Here is an 18,363-nt window from a genome sequence, read left to right as displayed (position 1 = left end):
GCCGAGGTAGACGTTGGTGTACTGAGGCTGAAGCGTTCGGAACGCCGAGGGTGTACGTCGGTGCACTGAGGCAGAAGCGTTCGGTACGCTGAGGGTGTACGTCGGTGTGCTGAGGCAGAAGCGATTGGCACGCTAGAAGCTGCAGACGTCGGGCACTGAAGCTGTATGCGGGGCATGTCTAAGCTGCGGCACAGAGATGGTGCGAACAGGATTCTTATATATTCAGAAAGCGGGGCGTAAAGATGCTGGAGACGTTATGGTTCATATTAATTACGGTGTTGTTCATCGGCTTCTTCTTTTTGGAGGGCTTCGATTTTGGGGTTGGCATGCTGACTCCCTTCCTGGGCAAGACCGATACGGAGCGGCGGGTTGTCATCAATACGATCGGACCGTTCTGGGATGGGAATGAGGTGTGGCTCATTACAGCGGGCGGTGCGATGTTCGCGGCGTTCCCGAACTGGTATGCCACACTGTTCAGCGGCTTCTATATGGCGCTGTTCCTGATGCTGCTGGCGCTGATCGGCCGCGGGGTCGCCTTCGAATTTCGCAGCAAGCTGGAAAGTCCGAAGTGGCGTTCCTTCTGGGATTGGGTCATCTGTATTGGCAGCCTGCTGCCGGCGCTGCTGTGGGGTGTGGCGCTCGCCAACCTGATGCGCGGTGTTCCGATTGATGCGAGCATGAACTATGTCGGCTCCTTCTGGGATTTGCTGTCCATCTACTCGGTGGCTGGCGGAGCAAGCATGGTGCTGCTGTTCCTGCTGCACGGGGCGCTGTTCCTGACGCTCAAGACTGATGGGGTGCTGCGCGAGCGGGCTCGCGGCGTAGCGCAGCGTATCGGCGCTTGGACGAGCGGCGTGCTGCTGCTGTTCGTTGTGCTGAGCTATTTTGAGACGGATATGTTCACCTCTCAAGGGCTTAGCCCAGGGACGGTGCCGGTGCTGGCGGGTATGGCGCTGCTGTCGGTGCATTTTCTGATCAAGGCTGGACGGGACGGCTGGGCATTCATTATGACAGGAGCTACGATCGTGCTGTCGACGATTACCGTCTTCATGCTGCTGTTCCCGAATGTTATGATTTCCTCGCTGAATGCGGAATGGTCGCTGACCATCTATAATGCGGCTTCCAACACATACACGCTCAAGGTGATGACGATCGTGGCGGCAACGGTGCTGCCGTTCGTACTGGCCTATCAGATCTGGACGTACTGGGTGTTCCGCAAGCGGGTAACAGCGGAGGATCATCTGGATTATTAATGAACGAGAGGGTGGGCAGCAATGATGAGAGCATTGTTCAGACGGGTAAAGGGTGCGCGCAAGCTATTTGCCGCTAGCGTTCTGCTGGGCGCGGCGGGCGGGATACTGCTCATCGCGCAGGCCATCTACATGGCGCGCGTTGTGAACGGCGCATTCCTCGGCGGCCTGGAGCTTGCCGCGCTGCTGCCCGCCCTCTATGTGCTGCTAGGCATCATAGCGCTCCGCGCGCTGCTGCATTCGGCTGGAGACTATGCGGCCGCACATATGGCGCAGCGGATCAAGGGCGACCTGCGGCTAAGGCTGGTGCGCAAGCTGTCCGAGCTCGGGCCGGGCTACGCCAAGAGCGAGCGCAGCGGCGAGCTGATCGGCACTGCCTATGAAGGCGTGGAGCATCTGGAGAGCTATCTGGCGAAATATGTCCCCCAGGCCGCACTCTCTGCCTTCATCCCCGCAGCAGTCTTCTGCGTCGTAGCCGGGCTGGATACGGTGTCGGCGATCGTCTTCGGCGTGACGCTGCCATTGCTCGTGCTGTTTATGATATTGATCGGCAAGGCAGCCAAGGCGAAGACCGACAGGCAGTTCAAGCTGCTGGGTCGGCTGGGCGGCCATTTTCATGAAATTTTGCGCGGGCTGCCGACATTGGCGATGTTCAACCGCAGCAAGGCACAGATCGAGATTATCGACCGGATTGGCGAGGAGCATCGCCGCTCGGCGATGGGCACGCTGCGGCTGGCCTTCCTGTCTGCGTTCGTGATGGAACTGTTCGCCTCGCTCAGCACGGCCATCGTGGCTGTATTCCTCGGCTTGCGGTTGGTGGAGGGCGAGCTGGGCTTCGAGACGGCCTTCCTCGTGCTGCTGCTCGCGCCGGAGTTTTACACGCCGATTCGCACGCTTGGCGCGCAGTTTCATGCCGGGCAGAACGGGATGAGCGCGATTGCGCGCATCTTTGACATCCTGCAGGCGGAGCCGACCGGCTTGCCAGAACGCGAGGACGGCATCGTGCTGCCGCTCCGGCAGGAAGGCTATCGCATCGAGTTCGAGCAGGTGTCGGTACGTCGCAGCGGCGCGGAGCAAGATGCGCTGACGAATGTATCATTCACGCTGGAGCCGGGTGAGCGCATCGCACTGGTCGGGCCGACGGGCGCAGGCAAGAGCACCATCGTGGAGCTGCTGCAGGGATTTCTTAGACCGAGCTCCGGGCGCATCCTGATCGACGGCATTGACATGACCGAGCTCTCGATGAAGGCATGGCGTCGCCGGCTGTCGTCGATGCCGCAGCGCGTGCATCTGTTCCGCGGCACGGTGAGCGACAATATTCGGCTGGCCGCACCGGAGGCGACGGAAGCCGAGGTGGCAGCGGCAGCGCAGGCTGCACAAGCGGAAGGGTTCATTCGCCAGTTGCCGCAAGGCTATGAGACCGAGCTGGGCGAGGCGGCTCAGCTATCGGGCGGCCAGATGCAGCGGATCGCGCTGGCGCGGGCGCTGCTGAGGCAGGACGCGCCGCTCATGCTGCTCGATGAGCCTACCTCGTCGCTCGACTCCATCCATGAGGCGGCGCTGCTGGATGCACTGGAGCCGCTGCTTGCCGCGCGGATGTCGGTGACGGTAGCGCACCGACTGCATACGGTGCAGGGCGCTGACCGCATCATCGTGCTCGCCGAGGGGCGCGTGGTTGAATCGGGCACGCCTCAGCAACTGCTGGAGGCTGCCGGGCTGTATGCACGCTTGCGTCATGCGGCGGAGGCGGAGAGCGCCGCCTTCGCCGCAGGCACGGCCGCCAAAGCAGCCGCCGATGCAATGGCAGCCCAGGCTGTAGCCGTGGCTCCGGCTGCGGGCGCGGCGCATACGAAGGCAACAGGCGCGACGAGTGATATTGCGGCAGACAGCACGGCGAAGATAGAGACAGAGCCGCCGCTTGCCGCATCGCTTGCGAGCCGTAGGGGCGGGAGCCTGCCGACCGCTGCGGAGATGGCGGAGCAGGAGACGGCGCTGCCGGAACTACCGAGGCTGCCGCTACCGGAGCGGCCACATATCGAGGCGGATGCCGACAGGCGGTCAGCAGAGCAGCAGCTAACAGCAGAGCAGCCAACAGCAGCGCAGCCCCTGGCAGCAGGGACGAAGCGGGCACAACCGCCACAGGCAATCCCGCATGGTTCACGCGGACAGACAGGGAGCGGCAGCAGCTTGGCGGTTCTGCGCCAGTTGCTCGGGTTCGTCGCTCCTTACAAATGGCGCATGCTCATTGCGGTGCTGATCGGCTTCGCAACCGTGGCCTCCAATGCGGGGCTGATGGGCGTCTCCGGTTACCTGATTGCCAAGGCGGCGCTGCGCCCGGAGAACATCCTGCTGCTGTATGTGCCGATCGTTGGCGTTCGCTTCTTCGGCATCGCGCGAGGCGTGTTCCGCTATGTGGAGCGGCTGGTGTCGCATGATCTGACCTTCCGCATCCTGAAGCAGTTCCGCACCTGGCTGTACAGCAAGCTGGAGCCGCAGGGCGCCAGACTGCTGGAGAGACAGAGCAGCGGCGGTCTGCTCAGCTCGGTCATTAGCGATGTCGATCAGTTGCAGAATCTGTATCTGCGGGTTATCGCTCCTCCTGTCGTCGCTCTGCTGGCAGTCCTACTAGGCTACTCGATTGTGGCGGCGCAAGACCCGTCGCTCGGCTGGATGCTTGTCGGCATGATGGTGCTCTCCGGGCTGGTCGTGCCTGGACTTGGTCATCTACTAGGCAGAAGGGGGGCACATGCCCACGTGGAGACGCGGGCACAGTTGTATGGCGAGGTGGCCGACCTGCTGTCCGGCATGGAGGCGTTGTCCCTGTATGGGCGCACGGAGCGTCAGGAGGAGCGGATCAGCGCGTTGCAGCAGCAGCTCGGGCAGCATCAGGATCGACAGCATTGGATTACTGCCGCGACAGGTGGTCTCATGAGCGGCCTGGCCAACCTGACCATGTGGCTAATGCTGGTGGCATGCATCCCGCTGGTTGTGTCGGGTGCTATGGAGGGCTATATGATCCCGGCATTAATGCTGGCTGCCTTCGCCTGCTTCGAGGCGCTGCTCCCCTTGCCCCAAACCTTCCAGCACTTCTCGCAGACGGTTTCCTCCGGCAGCAGGCTATTGAAGCTGGCGGAAGACGCGGATCAGATGACAGCTCAGATGGCGAGCGTCCCACATACGGACGCATCGCAGGCTGTTCGACACGCAGCACCCGCCGCAGCGGATGCTGCTGAGCCAGCGAAGGCCGCTGCTGCCGAGCCAGCAGAAGCCGCTGCTGATGGACAACAGCGGCCAGCCGGGGCACAGAGCAGACGGCATTCTGTGTTAGCCAGCATACTCGCGGAGGGCGAGTCGCCACAGCCAGCCAGCGCGCTGCCAGCAGCGGAGGCCGAGCAGTCGGCAGTTGACATGGAGGCAGATCGCAGCAGAGCATGGCGCACCGAGCTTACAGGGGTCTCCTTCCGCTATGCGGAGCAGGAGCACGATGCACTGCGTAACATCTCCCTTACACTGGAACGCGGCAAGCAGGTCGCGGTGGTCGGCGAGAGCGGGGCGGGCAAGAGCACACTGCTGCAGTTGCTGCTCAAGCTGCGGGACTATCCGGCGGGAAGCATCACGATTAACGGTCATGAATTGAAGGAAATGAGCAGTGAGAGCGTGCGCTCCCAATTTGCAGTCGTCTCACAGCAGGTACAGTTGTTCAATGCTTCCGTTGCCGATAATCTGCGCCTTGGCCGCACAGATGCTACCGAGTCGGAGCTGCGTGAGGCGGCGCGGCTGGCGATGCTGGATGAGAGAATTGAACGTCTGCCGCAAGGCTATGACACGGTGATCGGCGAATGGGGAGCGAAGCTGTCCGGGGGCGAGCGCCAGCGTCTGGCATTAGCCAGAGCGCTCGTGCGCAATGCCCCGGCTCTGCTGTTCGATGAGCCAGGCAGCGGGTTGGACGCCCTGACGGAGCGAGCCTTCGGTGACAGCATCCAGCAGGTGCTGCAGGAGCGGGCGGTGCTCTGGGTCACGCACAAGCTGTCTGGGCTGGAGCGCATGGATGAGATTATCGTACTGCACGGCGGCGCCATTCGTGAACGGGGAACCCATGCCGAGCTATTGCGCAGCAAAGGGATGTATTGGCGCATGTGGACGATCCAACAGCAGGAGGCGTGGAGCCGTTATTTAGCATAGCATCATGGAACGGGGCTGGCCGCTGCCCCACGGGGGGGGAGATGGGCGGCGGAGTGAAGCTTCACTTCGCTGCGGCTCGCATAGGGGAGGCAATAGAAAAGGGTGGAACAGATTTGAAAGCATCCGTTCCACCTTGGCTGTTATATCGTATGTTAATGGCAGCGAAAGCCGTCTATGCTCAGGCCTTGTTGTTGCTGCCGAAGAGACGGATTTTGCTGCGGATGACGTCTTTCATCGCTTCGCGGGCAGGCCCTTGATATTTTCGAGGGTCTGTTTCGGTGTCGTTGGATGCGATAAATTTGCGAACCGCGGCAGTATAAGCGACGAGATTTTCCGTATTGACGTTGATTTTGCCTATGCCGGCAGCTATTGAATTGCGGATCGCATCGTCCGGGATGCCTGAGCCCCCATGGAGAACGACTGATACATCAATCGCATTTGCAACCTTCTCGATGATGTCCGTTCTAATGTTGGGCTCTCTCTTGTACATGCCGTGAGCCGAGCCGACCGCGATCGCCATGGCATCGACCTTCGTCTCATTCCAGAAATAGATGGCTTCCTCTGGCTTAACCAATGCGGCATCCGCTTCATCGACGGTATGATCGTCTTCGGTTCCTCCAATGGAGCCCAGCTCCGCTTCAACAGATACGCCGACGGCGTGGGCGGCTGCAACCACCTGCTTCGTTAAGCGAATATTTTCCTCCAGCGGGTATTTCGATCCGTCGAACATCACCGAGCTGAAGCCTGCCTGAATGCATTTCATGGCAACCTCGAAGCTGCTGCCGTGGTCCAGGTGCAGGGCAACCGGGACGCTGACCTTGCTGGCCGCAAGCTTGGCTACAGCGACGCAATAGTCGAGTCCCATATACTTGATGGACATTTCTCCCGCTCCAAAAATAACGGGAGCATTCTCTTCCTCTGCAACCGTGGCAACGATGTCGGCGAATTCCAGCGTAATGACGTTAAATTGACCTACCGCAAACTTTTCTTTTTTCGCTTTGGGCAGAAAGTAGCTCATTGGAACTAATGTATTCATTAGAATCACTCCGATTATGATAGAATATGTTAGAATGCTGTTAGGTCGTGTCTGAACACCCGTTCAAGGGCATCTCCCGCCGCCTGTTCGCCCCATGCTGCGTTGCCTTTTTTTGACGTACCCCGGTACGCCTGCGAAAAAGCGCCTTGCCTGGAACGAACATTCGGCCAGATCTGATTCGCTCAGAGTGTTCACACACGCCCTAGTAAGGCGTGGAGATTTTATCCTATTTGTTCATGTAAGCTTCGATCTGTGGAACGAGACGGTCGGCCGTAAACCCGAATTTTTCGATCATGTGGTCCCCGGGCGCGGATGCGCCGAATCGATCTATTCCGAAGATCAGGCCATGGAAGCCTACATATCGTTCCCAACCGGATGGATGCGCCATCTCGAGCGCTACACGTTTGACAACGGAAGGGGGCAGGACGGCGTCTTTGTAAGCTTGACCTTGCAAGTCGAATAGCTCCCGACAAGGCATGCTCACGACACGGACGCCGAGTCCTCTCTGACTGAGCTGCTCGCGAATTTGCAAGCTGAGATTGACCTCGGAACCAGAGGCAATCAGGATCAGATCAGGTTCTCCGTGCTCTGCATCTGCAAGGACGTAAGCTCCGTTCGACAATTGATCGGCATGCTCGGCTGTCCCTGGCAGCACGGGGAGATCCTGACGGGAAAGAATAAGCGATACGGGTCGATCGTGTTGGGATAGCGCTAAGCGATATGCAGCTACGGTTTCGTTGGCATCGGCAGGGCGAACCACGAGCATGTTCGGAATCAGTCGCAAGGAGGGTATGTGCTCAATCGGCTGGTGTGTCGGTCCATCCTCTCCATAGGCGATGCTGTCATGTGTGAATACGTAGATTACAGGCTGCCCCATCAGGGCCGACAGGCGCATGGCCGGACGCATATAATCGGAGAAGACGAGAAATGTTCCGCCATATGCGCGAGCTCCGCCATGCAGGAGAATCCCGTTCATTATGGCGCCCATTGCGAATTCCCGAACGCCATACCAGATGTTGCGGCCTTCGTAATGCTTGGGCGAATAATTTGGCGATTGCTTCATCAGAGTTTTATTGGAGGAGGCCAGGTCAGCCGATCCGCCAAGCAGATTGGGGAGCGTGTCTCCTATCGCATTAAGAATATCCTCGGATGCCTGACGAGTTGCAATGGGCGTGTGATCCGGCGCGTAGACGGGCAAGTGCTCGTCCCAGTTAGTCGGGAGCTTGCCGTCAATAGCGAGCCGAAGCTGGTCTGCAAGCTCTGGATAAGCTTGGCTATACTGCTCCCATAGCTGGTTCCATTCTTCTTCGGCTTGAATGCCAAGCTTGTTGAGCTGCAAGAAATGATCTCGGACTTCATCTGGAACATGGAACGGTTCATGAGTCCAATTGTAAAACTCGCGTACAAGCTTGACCTCGCTGCTGCCTAGCGGCGAGCCGTGCGAAGCGGATTTTCCGCCTTTATTCGGGCTGCCGTGACCAATGATAGTATTAATCTCGATCAGCGTCGGGCGGTCTTTGTCCTGCTTGGCTTCCAGAATCGCGGCTTCGATTGCGTCTGGATCATTGCCGTCCCGGACCTGCAACACCTGCCAGCCGTAGGCCTGAAAGCGCAGCTTCACGTCCTCGGTGAAGGATAGATCGGTTTCGCCATCCAGGGTGATGCGGTTGGAATCGTATAGGACGATAAGCTGTCCCAGCTTGAGATGTCCCGCAAGTGAGGCGGCTTCCTGACTGACTCCTTCCATTAGATCTCCATCGCCGCATAAGGCATACGTGTGATGATGGATGATTTCATAGTCAGGGCGGTTGTAGACAGCCGCAAGAAACCGTTCCGTAAGCGCCATTCCGACGGACATGGCCATTCCCTGGCCAAGCGGTCCCGTTGTGGCCTCTACTCCCTCGGTGTGACCGAACTCTGGATGACCGGGGGTTTTACTGTTCCAGCGTCTGAATTGCTTCATATCCTCAATGGAAACATCAAAACCGCTCAAATGAAGCAAGCTGTACAGCATCATAGAGCCATGTCCCGCCGATAAGACGAAGCGGTCACGGTTGAACCATTTTGGATTGGCGCTGTTCTGACGAAGTATTCGTGTCCATAGCGTATAGGCCATTGGGGATGCGCCTAATGGCATGCCGGGGTGACCGGAGTTGGCGTGTTCAACAGCATCAATAGCTAACATTCGAATGGTATTGATCGACAATTGATCAATTTCCGATCTGATTCTAGTCATTTCCTCACTCCCTACAGGTGTAATTTTGTCCATATGATCTGTTTCGATCAATTACACTCCAATAGTAAGCGATTACAAAACATTTTACAATCATAAAAAATAAAAAGAAAACGCTTTACATTTCCGTAACGATCATTATATACTGGTGACATCACAGATTCGATCACAAAATGATCATTATTGGATGAACTCAAAAGAAAAGGTGACAAATTGTGATCTTGAAAAAACGGCATGACCAGATTATTGAAATGATAAAGGCAAAGAAAACGATAAGTATCATAGAAATTGTGGACGAATTGCAGATTTCCGAGATTACGGCTCGCCGGGATTTAAGCTTTCTGGAGAACAATACGAATCTGCTCGTTAGAATCAGAGGCGGCGCCCAGCTAGTTGAAGATGACTCGGAGAAGAAAACCTCTTATCTGAATGAGAGGTTCACGATGAAGCTGACGCGTAATTCGGAAGCTAAGGAGGCGATTGGAAAGCTGGCTGCATCGCTTGTCAATGAAGGGGAAACAATTATCATCGATGCTGGAACGACAACGATACAGGTAGCCAAAAATTTACCGGAGCGTAAAAATCTGACGGCAGTTGTATCGGCCGTTAATATTGCGGAAGAGCTGGAGGATAAGGAGGGGGTTCTGACGATTATTACCGGCGGAGTATTTCGGTCGAGAACAACAACCTTGCTGAGTCCTTTTATTGAACAAAGCCTAATGAGCATATATGCGGAGAAGGTCTTTATCGGTTCGTCTGGAATTTCTTTGACTCATGGAGTTACGGATGAGGATATTATGGAAACCGAGGTCAAGAAAGTGCTTCTGAAGTCGGGCAAAGAAATCTATTGGCTGGTCGATTCTTCGAAGATTAATGTGATCGGCTCCTTCCAGATTTCTAAGATCGAGGAGCATCATACGATCATTACGGACGATGGAATCGCTGCGGAAATGAAAACACTGCTTGAGACTAAATGCCGCGTTATGATCGCGGAAAGGAGGTGACTTTCTAGTGAATGTGCTGATTGCGCAGTCTGGCGGACCGACTCCTGTAATTAACAGGTCCTTGCAGGGGGCGGTCGAGCAGGCTGTGAGATTAAAAGGCATCAATCATGTATACGCATCTCGCAATGGCATTGAAGGCATACTGAACGAGCAGCTTGTCCTGCTGGAGGGGAGGCTGGCGGAGCTTGAGCAAGCTTCCCTCCAGCCAGGCTCCGTGCTTGGGGCCTCCCATTACCTGCTAGCAGACGGCGATTTTGAGCGAATTATTCATCGACTAGAGCAGCTTCAGGTCAATATTTTCTGCTTTATCGGGGGGAATGGCTCATCTCGGATGGTAAAAGCTCTGCATCAGCTTGCGCTATCGATGGGAAAGAATATTCAGTTTGTCCATATTCCCAAGACGATAGATAATGATCTGTTAGGAACAGATCATACGCCTGGTTTTGCAAGCGCTTCAAAATTGGTATCTCACATGATTCAGTGGATTGGAATGGATATGGCTTCCATGAAGGCCTATGACAAGGTCGGGATCGTAGAAGTCATGGGGGGAAATGCAGGATGGCTTGCGGCAGCAAGCGCTTTGGGCAAGAAAAATGCAAGCGCTTACCCGCAGCTCGTCTATATGCCAAAGCATGAAACGGATGTGGAGCACTTTCTTGCGCAGGTGGAAGAAGCTTATCGCAGCTATGGACAGGTTATGGCTGTCATTCCAGATCACATAAAATTTCGGAATATTCAGTCAGATCAGACGGGAAACAAACAAATTCGCGAACGTCTGAATACGGGAATCAGCGGACATCTTGCCGCAGCGGTACGCGAGCGTCTCGGCTTAAAAACTCGCGTCACAGCACCGGGCGTACTCTACAGATGCATGAGCGGGATGGCTTCCCAGTGTGATATGACGGAGGCCTACAGGCTTGGAGCAGAAGCCGTCAGATTCGCTTCCGAAGGCTTGTCGGGCGGCATGGTGCGATTGAGGCGAGTTTCCAACGACCCTTATCATTGCGACATAGAATGGATTGAATTGGACGATATCGCGGGTAAGGAAAGATATTTGCCTCCCGAGTTCTGGGATGCCGAGCAACAGATGCCTACCCGGGAATTTAGAGAATATATGTTGCCTTTAGTAGATGGACAAGTCCCTGAACCGGTTTCACTGTAAGAACAATATAATCCAGTCACAAAGGGGAGCTTTATGTGAAATTGAAAAGCATGTTGGGCTTAATCACAGCGATGGTATTATTGTTGACCGCTTGTTCACCGCCTTCTACAGGGTCTAACAAAGTCGAAGAGCAGAACATAGCCAAAGAAGGAGAAAGGACACAAATTCACTGGCTGCAGCACTGGGTGAGCGAGCAAGGACCGGACAAAATCAACGAAGTTAAGGCTGCGTTCGAAGCCAAGCACCCGGAAATTGAATTGATTATCGATGATCTTCCATTCGCACAGGAGCATGACAAGATTCTTTCGCTTGATCTTGCGGGCTCTCCCCCGGATATTATTACAGCAAGCGGAGCTTGGGTAACTGAATTTGCGGATGCGGGGATTATTTCTCCAATAGATGAGTATGTTGCGCAGCTTCCGCAAGAATACAAGGACGCGTTAGAAGGTCCTATGTTCCTTCCTTGGAAAGGCAAGCTCTACGGCGTACCGGTAACGTTCGGCAATATGGGCTTGTTCTACAACAAGAAAATTCTCGAAGCCGCCAACGTGCAACCGCCAACCACCTGGGAAGAGTTCGAAGCGGCGGCCGTCAAAGTAACGGATGCGAGTAAAAATCAATATGCGATGACTGGTAATCTGGTTGCGGATCCGCCAACGGTCATCAGCTACGAAATTTTCCCTTATATTTTGCAGGCAGGCGGCAAAATCATTCATAACAACCGTGCGGCATTCAATAGCCCGGAAGGCGTGCAAGCGCTGGAGTTCTACAAACGCTTGGTTAAAGAGCTTAAGGTAATGACGCCAGGCGAGCTGAGTGCCGGCGAGAAAGAGAAGAGAGCCAACTTCAGCGCAGGCAACATTGCGTTTATGTTCGAGGGGCCGTGGGGTGTCGCTATTCAGAAAAAAGCGAATCCGAATCTGGAGTTTGGCGTTGTTCCAATGCCTGCTGGCAAAACGACCGGGACGATTGCGCAAGGCTCTGTGCTTACCTTGGCGGCAAAAGGAAAAAATAAGGACGCAGCGTGGAAATTCATCGAATTCATGGGCAGTGCGGAAGGGCAATTGCTGTGGGATAAGGCGACTAACTTCTTCCCGTATAACAAGCAGACGATGCAGGACGAGTATTTCCAAAGCAATGAGTACCTGAAAGTGTTTATCGACCAACACAATAACGCTAAGAATGTAGAAGTCATTGATAATTTCCTGCCGGATGCTACGGATCTGAGGAAGCAATTTACGATCGAGGTGCAAAATTTCCTGACGGATAAGAAAACGGCGCAGGAAGCGCTTGAAGATGCCGCAGCCTATTGGGATGCTGCCTTCGTTAAAGCAGGGCTGTAAGAGAACCGTAAGCGATACTTGAGAACAAGGGGAACTCCGTCTCCGTCGGAGTTCCCTGCTCAGGAAGAGAGGATGCTGGATGAAACAAGCCCACACCAACAGTGAAAATCACCTGAAGTCCTCCGGTCGTTCTCGATCCCAAGGACTAATGGATTTCTTTATAAAAGCGTCTTTCGTAATGCCTGCAATGATTCTGCTGCTGCTGCTGACCGGTTATCCCCTATTTCAGGTTATCCAAATGAGTTTCTTTGACTACACCGACAAGGCGAAACCGGTATTTACCGGCGTCTCCAACTACGAAGCGATCATAAACGATCCTTTGTTCTGGAATGCCATGAGCAATACGGCTGTTTTTACAATTGCCAGCGTCATCTGTGGACTGGTGCTTGGATTAACGCTTGCAATTCTGTTGAATCAGCCTATCAATACGAGGTTCCGCGCTATTTACAGATCGTTGTTGATGTTCCCGTGGCTAACCTCGTCCACTGTCATTGCGGCAACATGGATATTGATTCTTAGTCCTTTCGGTTTGTTGAACTGGTTTCTGAGATCCATTGGCTTGGAATCGCTTGGTCAGACCGCGTGGCTGAGCGAAGAAAGCACGGCCATGTTCGGCGTTGTGCTTGCGAATATATGGCGGAGTTTTCCGTTCATGATGCTGATGTTTCTTGCCGGCCTGCAAACGATTTCCAAGGAGCTGTACGAGGCTGCCGAAATCGATGGGGCAGGGTTTATGCATCGCTTGCGGTATATCACGATTCCCCAGTTGAAGAGCATACTGCTCACGGTAGCTATGCTGGAGATGATCTGGAACTTCCGTTCCTTCGATCTCGTGTTCCTGATGACGGGCGGCGGGCCAATGAACGCTACGGAGGTCATGTCCACCTTCATCTATCACTTTGCATTCCGAAAGCTTAATTTCGGTTATGCTTCCGCCGCTGCGATTATTATGCTTCTTATTATGATTTCAGCATCGATTCTGTACTTAAGGGCATCACTGAGGAAGGAGGCGAATGACCATTGAGAAGGCGCAATCAAGTCTCCACTTATTTGACTATTGTCGTTCTCGGCAGCATCCTGATGGTTCCGATTGCCTGGATGATCAGTATTGCGTTCCGCAGCAATCCGGATGTCTTCTCCATGCCCTTGCAACTAATACCGGAGCATCCAACGCTCGACGCCTTTAGAACGGTGTTCGGCAACAAGAGCTTGCTTCGCCTGTTTGTGAACAGCTACATCGTTGCTCTGTCGGTAACCGCCATCTGTATTCTGTTCGCCTCGTTGGCGGGGTATGGCTTTACGCGCTTCAAGTTCAAAGGCAAAAATGGCGCACTTATTTATATCCTGCTTACGCAAATGTTTCCGATGGTTCTGCTCAGCATTCCTTACTTCTTGTTCATTACGAGCGTCGGTCTGTACAACACGTATATTGCGCTGATTCTGGCCTATACCTCGTTCTCGCTGCCCTTCTCCATTATGATGATGCGCGATTTCATCGCCACAATCCCCAAGGAGATGGATGAAGCTGCGACAATTGACGGCTGCGGGCCCTTCAAGACCTTCTTCTTAATTATTCTGCCGCCGAGCTTGCCGGGCTTGATCGCAACTGGCGTCTACACCTTCATTCTGGCCTGGAATGAATTCCTGTTTGCCGTCGTGCTTACGAACTCCGTTAACGTCAGGCCTTTAACGATTGGAATCGGAATGCTGATCGGGGAATTCGCGACAGAGTGGAATGCGTTGATGGCCCTGTCCTTCATGGCCAGTGTACCCCTGATTCTAGTCTTCCTCTTCCTGCAAAAGTATTTCCTGCAAGGCTTGACTGCGGGGAGCGTGAAGTAAGCAACCGGAACGGCGCACAGACAAAAAACTATAGATTGACGAGGTTGAGCACCTATGATATCACCTTATATCGTGAAGAGCGCTACGCAACCGGATGCTTCGGGTCAGGTGCTTACGGTAACCCCTGAATCCGCCGGATGGGAGTATGTCGGTTTTCAGATTTACAAGCTGGGCATCGGTCAAAGACTGGAGCGGCAGACGGGGGATCGCGAGGTATGTATCGTCCTGCTGAGCGGCAAAGCGAATGTAGGCACGAAGCATGAGCAATGGCGGGAAATCGGCAAGCGAATGAATATTTTTGAGAAAACGCCGGCATTTTCAGTGTATATTCCCTCCAATGACCAATATAGCGTTGAGGCGGTAACGGAGCTGGAGATTGCCATCTGTTCCTCTCCGGGCAAAGGCACGTACAAGGCCCGATTGATTGCGCCGGAGAATGTCGGCGTGCTGACGCGCGGCTCCGGTCCGGTCGAGCGTCTTGTCCACAATATTTTGCCGGAGGATCAGGAAGCGGACAGCTTATTGGTTGTCGAGGTCTATACGCCTGGCGGCAATTGGTCCAGCTACCCTTCGCACAAGCATGATACGTTGAATGTGCCGCATGAGTCTCAGTTGGAAGAAACCTATTATCATCGTCTGAATCCGGAAGACGGCTTTGGCTTTCAACGGATCTATACAGACGATCGCTCCTTGGACGAGGCGCTGGCGATCTGCAACGAAGACGTGGTGCTGGTGCCTAAAGGCTATCATCCCGTATCCTCGCCCCCTGGCTTTGAGCTGTATTACTTGAACGTCATGGCTGGACCGGTTCGCACGTGGAAATTCCATAACGATAAGGATCACGAACGGCTGATACCTTTGTTCATGAAGTAGATTAGGGTCAGGAGGGAGAAACGGCATGAGCTTGATACAATTCCAGCAGCAGCGCGAGCTTGATCTGATTGGCGTAGGTCGCCTGTGCATCGATTTGAATGCCAACGAAATCAACAGACCGATGGAGCTGACGAGTACATTTACGAAGTATGTAGGCGGGTCTCCAGCGAATATAACCATTGCGTTGTCCAAGCTGGGGAAGCAGACCGGGTTTATCGGGAAAATTGCAGACGACCAGCACGGTCGGTTCATCATGAATTATTTGCAGCAATGCGGCGTAGATACGTCCAATGTGGTTAAGGATCGATCGGGCAGCGTCACGGGCTTGGTCTTCACGGAAATCAAGTCCCCGGAGGAATGCAGCATTCTTATGTACAGGGACAATGTCGCGGATCTGAAGCTGGAGCCGGGCGATGTCAGCGAAGCTTATATCAAGCGGGCGAAGGCCATTCTGATCTCCGGTACGGCGCTAGCCAAAAGCCCTTCGCGCGAAGCCGTGTTCATCGCTCTTGAATATGCGAGGAAACACGATGTCATTGTGATTTTCGATATCGATTATCGCCCCCCCACATGGGTTTCCTTGGCGGAGGTCGGCGTATACTGCCGGCTGGTTGCGGAGAAGAGCGACATTATTCTGGGCGGGCGCGAAGAGTTCGATTTGCTAGAGGATCTTGCCGGACAAGCCAGAGACGACCAAGCAACCGCGAATATGTGGTTCGAGCATAGAGCCAAGATTGTGCTTGTGAAGCATGGAGGGGCAGGCTCTACGGCGTTCACTCGGGACGGCCAGGTTCTGAAAGGCGTTACCTATAAAGCGAATGTGGTAAAAACATTCGGTGCGGGCGACTCGTTCGCAGGCGCATTTATATATGGATTGATGAATGGGCTAAGCATAGAAGAGAGCCAGCGATTGGGCGCGGCATCCGCGTCGATTGTCGTCTCCAGCCACAGCAGCTCGGACGCTATGCCTACCATAGAAAAAATTCAAGCGCTTATCCAGAGCGCAAATTAAAGGAGCCGGTCCAATGTCAATTCCAACCTTGCATAACTTCATCGGCGGACAATGGGTAGCCTCAACCAGCGGGAGAACAGACGTCATTCCGAACCCTGCAACAGGGGAGCCTATCGCAATCGTCCCGATTTCCTCACGTGCGGAGCTGGATTCGGCAGTTGAAGCTGCGCACACAGCGTTTCAGGAATGGAAGCGGGTAGCTGTCCCGAAGCGGGCCAGAATCTTGTTTAATTATCAGCAGCTTCTGGTCAAGCACTGGGACGAGCTGGCGAGACTGATTACTCAGGAGAACGGCAAAAGCTACGGGGAAGCTTACGGCGAGGTGCAGCGCGGCATCGAGAATGTGGAGTTTGCCTCGGGAGCGCCGACCTTGATGATGGGCAGCACCTTGCCGGACATTGCAACAGAAATCGAATCTCATATGTACCGCTACCCGATCGGGGTCATCGGCGGCATTACGCCTTTTAATTTTCCTATGATGGTTCCTTGCTGGATGTTCCCGCTCGCTATTGCTTTAGGCAACACCTTCGTCCTGAAGCCCTCCGAGAAAACGCCGCTGCTGGCTAATCGGCTTGCCGAGCTGCTGGCTGAAGCCGGGCTTCCCGCCGGGGTGTTCAATATTGTTCACGGCGCTCAGGATGTCGTAAACGGGCTGCTTGATCATGAAGATGTCAAGGCGATTTCCTTCGTCGGATCTCAGCCTGTCGCGGAATACGTGTACAAGCGTGCGGCTGCGAATGGGAAACGCGTGCAGGCGCTTGCAGGCGCCAAAAATCACGCTATCGTGCTTCCGGACGCGAATCTGGAGTTGACCGTCAAGGAAATTATTAATGCTTCTTACGGCTCTGCAGGGGAGCGCTGCATGGCAACCTCGGTAGTCGTGGCGGTAGGAAACGTCGGGGACGAGCTGGTGTCTCGCTTAACCGAGGCGGCGAGCCGGCTCACAATTGGAAATGGGCTTGAGCAGGGGGTATTTCTAGGTCCTGTTATTCGCGATGCGCATAAGGAGCGGACAGTGTCCTACATTGGGATTGGCGAGCAGGAGGGAGCTTCGCTGGTCCTCGATGGCCGACAGGCGCCTGAATCGGAGGGGAAGGGCAGCTTCGTGGGACCGACCTTGTTCGATCACGTGAAGCCGGGAATGCAAATCTGGAAGGATGAAATATTCGCGCCAGTCTTATCCGTTGTCCGCGTCAGCAGTCTGGATGAAGCCATTGAGGTTGCCAACCAATCGGAATTTGCCAACGGCGGGGTGTTGTACACCGATAGCGCCCAGGCAATCCGCCACTATCGCGAGAATATTGATGCGGGCATGCTGGGCATTAATGTTGGAGTTCCGGCGCCTATGGCGTTCTTCCCCTTCTCGGGCTACAAGAAATCATTTTACGGCGATTTGCATGCGAACGGCAAGGACGGCGTTGAGTTTTATACTCGGAAGAAAATGGTCGTCGCGCGTTATTCCTAACAGGAGCGGAAAGGTTGCTTGAGAGATGAGCGAATCGATGTTTAATTTGGCGGGCAAGGTTGCGGTGGTGACAGGCGCAACGCGAGGCATTGGTCAACAGCTGGCGATCGCCCTTGCCGAGGCCGGAGCCGACTTGGCGCTGCTGCAGCGGGAGCCGGAGGATCAGGGGACGAAAGCGGTCATTGAAGGCTTGGGCAGAAACTGTATCGTTGTTCCCTGCGATCTGGCGCATATGGATCAGGTGAAGCAAGCGATCCCGGCAGTGATCTCTCATTTCGGCAAGGTCGATATTCTAGTCAACAATGCCGGGGTACAGCGTCGTGCCCCGGCTGTGGAGTTTGCCGAGACAGACTGGGACGATGTACTCCAGGTGAACCTGAAGGCAGTGTGGCTTCTCTGTCAAGCCGCCGGTCGTCATATGACGGAACGTCGGCAGGGGAAAATCATTAATCTGGCTTCGCTCTTGACCTATCAGGGCGGGATTACAGTTCCGGCCTATGCGGCAGCCAAAGGAGGTATCGGACAGCTGACCAAGGCGCTTGCGAATGAGTGGGCGAAGTATAGGGTTAATGTAAATGCCATCGTCCCAGGCTATTTTGCTACGGATATGAATGAAGCTTTGCTTGCGGATCAAGAGCGCAACAAACAGATTACAGAGCGTATTCCGGCGGGGAGATGGGGATCGCCTGAGGATATGAAGGGCAGCATCGTGTTTTTGGCTTCTTCTGCTTCCGACTATATCCATGGACACCTGCTTGCCGTCGATGGGGGCTGGCTCGGCAGATAGTGTGAGGCAGCGTAGCGATGGAGCCGGTGTGCTGTGTATGATCAGTGCGGCTGCTGCCGGGCTGGCCATGGCTTATCGATCCAGACTGATTAAAGAATAGACTCTTCTTAATAAGAGGACCTCAGCTCCCACGTCGTGGAATTTGAGGTCCTTTCGGTTAATAATCGGGACGTT

General features: G+C 54.7%; 13 protein-coding genes. 11 read left to right on the top strand and 2 right to left on the bottom strand.

Going from position 1 to position 18,363, the window contains the following annotated elements:
* Positions 1-242 precede the first annotated feature (242 nt).
* Both cydB and cydD read left to right on the top strand, forming a co-directional pair.
* Complete coding sequence (cydB, locus tag ACY1JZ_RS00545; protein ID WP_462627594.1) at positions 243-1,253, top strand: cytochrome d ubiquinol oxidase subunit II; 1,011 nt, start codon at positions 243-245, stop codon at positions 1,251-1,253.
* A 21-nt stretch (positions 1,254-1,274) separates the two neighbouring features.
* Positions 1,275-5,432: a thiol reductant ABC exporter subunit CydD gene (cydD, locus tag ACY1JZ_RS00540; RefSeq protein ID WP_462627592.1), complete on the top strand. Its 4,158-nt coding sequence runs from the start codon at positions 1,275-1,277 to the stop codon at positions 5,430-5,432.
* A gap of 178 nt (positions 5,433-5,610) precedes the next feature.
* On the opposite strand, the gene ACY1JZ_RS00535 is transcribed toward cydD, so the two are convergent.
* Together ACY1JZ_RS00535 and tkt are read right to left on the bottom strand one after the other, a co-directional pair.
* Positions 5,611-6,468 carry a class II fructose-bisphosphate aldolase gene (locus ACY1JZ_RS00535; RefSeq protein WP_462627590.1) on the bottom strand — a complete coding sequence of 286 codons (858 nt, stop codon included), beginning with the start codon at positions 6,466-6,468 and terminating at the stop codon, positions 5,611-5,613.
* Positions 6,469-6,694: 226 nt separating this feature from the next.
* Positions 6,695-8,695 carry a transketolase gene (gene tkt, locus ACY1JZ_RS00530; protein ID WP_462627954.1) on the bottom strand — a complete coding sequence of 667 codons (2,001 nt, stop codon included), beginning with the start codon at positions 8,693-8,695 and terminating at the stop codon, positions 6,695-6,697.
* A 221-nt stretch (positions 8,696-8,916) separates the two neighbouring features.
* On the opposite strand from tkt, the gene ACY1JZ_RS00525 reads away from it, so the two are divergent.
* The 9 genes from ACY1JZ_RS00525 to ACY1JZ_RS00485 all read left to right on the top strand — a co-directional run bounded on the left by ACY1JZ_RS00525 (position 8,917) and on the right by ACY1JZ_RS00485 (position 18,189).
* Positions 8,917-9,705 (top strand): DeoR/GlpR family DNA-binding transcription regulator, encoded by a 789-nt coding sequence (locus ACY1JZ_RS00525; protein WP_462627589.1) that lies wholly within the window; start codon positions 8,917-8,919, stop codon positions 9,703-9,705.
* 7 nt (positions 9,706-9,712) lie between these two features.
* Positions 9,713-10,867 carry a diphosphate--fructose-6-phosphate 1-phosphotransferase gene (locus tag ACY1JZ_RS00520; protein ID WP_462627587.1) on the top strand — a complete coding sequence of 385 codons (1,155 nt, stop codon included), beginning with the start codon at positions 9,713-9,715 and terminating at the stop codon, positions 10,865-10,867.
* Between the two features lie 35 nt (positions 10,868-10,902).
* The gene (locus tag ACY1JZ_RS00515) at positions 10,903-12,210 is read left to right on the top strand and encodes an ABC transporter substrate-binding protein (RefSeq protein WP_462627586.1); all 1,308 of its coding nucleotides are present in this window, start codon (positions 10,903-10,905) and stop codon (positions 12,208-12,210) included.
* Between the two features lie 79 nt (positions 12,211-12,289).
* Positions 12,290-13,234 carry a carbohydrate ABC transporter permease gene (locus ACY1JZ_RS00510; protein WP_462627584.1) on the top strand — a complete coding sequence of 315 codons (945 nt, stop codon included), beginning with the start codon at positions 12,290-12,292 and terminating at the stop codon, positions 13,232-13,234.
* On the top strand, positions 13,231-14,052 hold the full coding sequence (locus ACY1JZ_RS00505) for a carbohydrate ABC transporter permease (RefSeq protein ID WP_462627582.1): 822 nt from the start codon (positions 13,231-13,233) through the stop codon (positions 14,050-14,052). The genes ACY1JZ_RS00510 and ACY1JZ_RS00505 overlap by 4 nt, the downstream gene beginning before the upstream one ends.
* Before the next feature lie 54 nt (positions 14,053-14,106).
* The gene (gene iolB / locus ACY1JZ_RS00500; RefSeq protein ID WP_462627580.1) at positions 14,107-14,925 is read left to right on the top strand and encodes a 5-deoxy-glucuronate isomerase; all 819 of its coding nucleotides are present in this window, start codon (positions 14,107-14,109) and stop codon (positions 14,923-14,925) included.
* A gap of 25 nt (positions 14,926-14,950) precedes the next feature.
* Positions 14,951-15,937 carry a 5-dehydro-2-deoxygluconokinase gene (iolC, locus tag ACY1JZ_RS00495; RefSeq protein WP_462627578.1) on the top strand — a complete coding sequence of 329 codons (987 nt, stop codon included), beginning with the start codon at positions 14,951-14,953 and terminating at the stop codon, positions 15,935-15,937.
* Positions 15,938-15,950: 13 nt separating this feature from the next.
* Positions 15,951-17,402: a CoA-acylating methylmalonate-semialdehyde dehydrogenase gene (locus ACY1JZ_RS00490; RefSeq protein WP_270168809.1), complete on the top strand. Its 1,452-nt coding sequence runs from the start codon at positions 15,951-15,953 to the stop codon at positions 17,400-17,402.
* Positions 17,403-17,427: 25 nt separating this feature from the next.
* Positions 17,428-18,189, top strand: coding sequence for an SDR family oxidoreductase (locus ACY1JZ_RS00485; RefSeq protein WP_462627576.1), 762 nt, complete (start codon positions 17,428-17,430; stop codon positions 18,187-18,189).
* Positions 18,190-18,363: the final 174 nt, after the last annotated feature.

This window comes from Paenibacillus sp. J5 (assembly GCF_054955055.1).
This window is presented reverse-complemented; position numbering and strand designations above follow the sequence as displayed.

Excerpts from the sequence above, each read along its gene's own strand:
- ACY1JZ_RS00485 (WP_462627576.1), top strand. The coding sequence starts at position 17,428 with ATGAGCGAATCGATGTTTAATTTGGCGGGCAAGGTTGCGGTGGTGACA.
- ACY1JZ_RS00535 (WP_462627590.1), bottom strand. The coding sequence starts at position 6,468 with ATGAATACATTAGTTCCAATGAGCTACTTTCTGCCCAAAGCGAAAAAA.
- ACY1JZ_RS00510 (WP_462627584.1), top strand. The coding sequence starts at position 12,290 with ATGAAACAAGCCCACACCAACAGTGAAAATCACCTGAAGTCCTCCGGT.
- ACY1JZ_RS00490 (WP_270168809.1), top strand. The coding sequence starts at position 15,951 with ATGTCAATTCCAACCTTGCATAACTTCATCGGCGGACAATGGGTAGCC.
- cydD (WP_462627592.1), top strand. The coding sequence starts at position 1,275 with ATGATGAGAGCATTGTTCAGACGGGTAAAGGGTGCGCGCAAGCTATTT.
- iolC (WP_462627578.1), top strand. The coding sequence starts at position 14,951 with ATGAGCTTGATACAATTCCAGCAGCAGCGCGAGCTTGATCTGATTGGC.
- cydB (WP_462627594.1), top strand. The coding sequence starts at position 243 with ATGCTGGAGACGTTATGGTTCATATTAATTACGGTGTTGTTCATCGGC.
- iolB (WP_462627580.1), top strand. The coding sequence starts at position 14,107 with ATGATATCACCTTATATCGTGAAGAGCGCTACGCAACCGGATGCTTCG.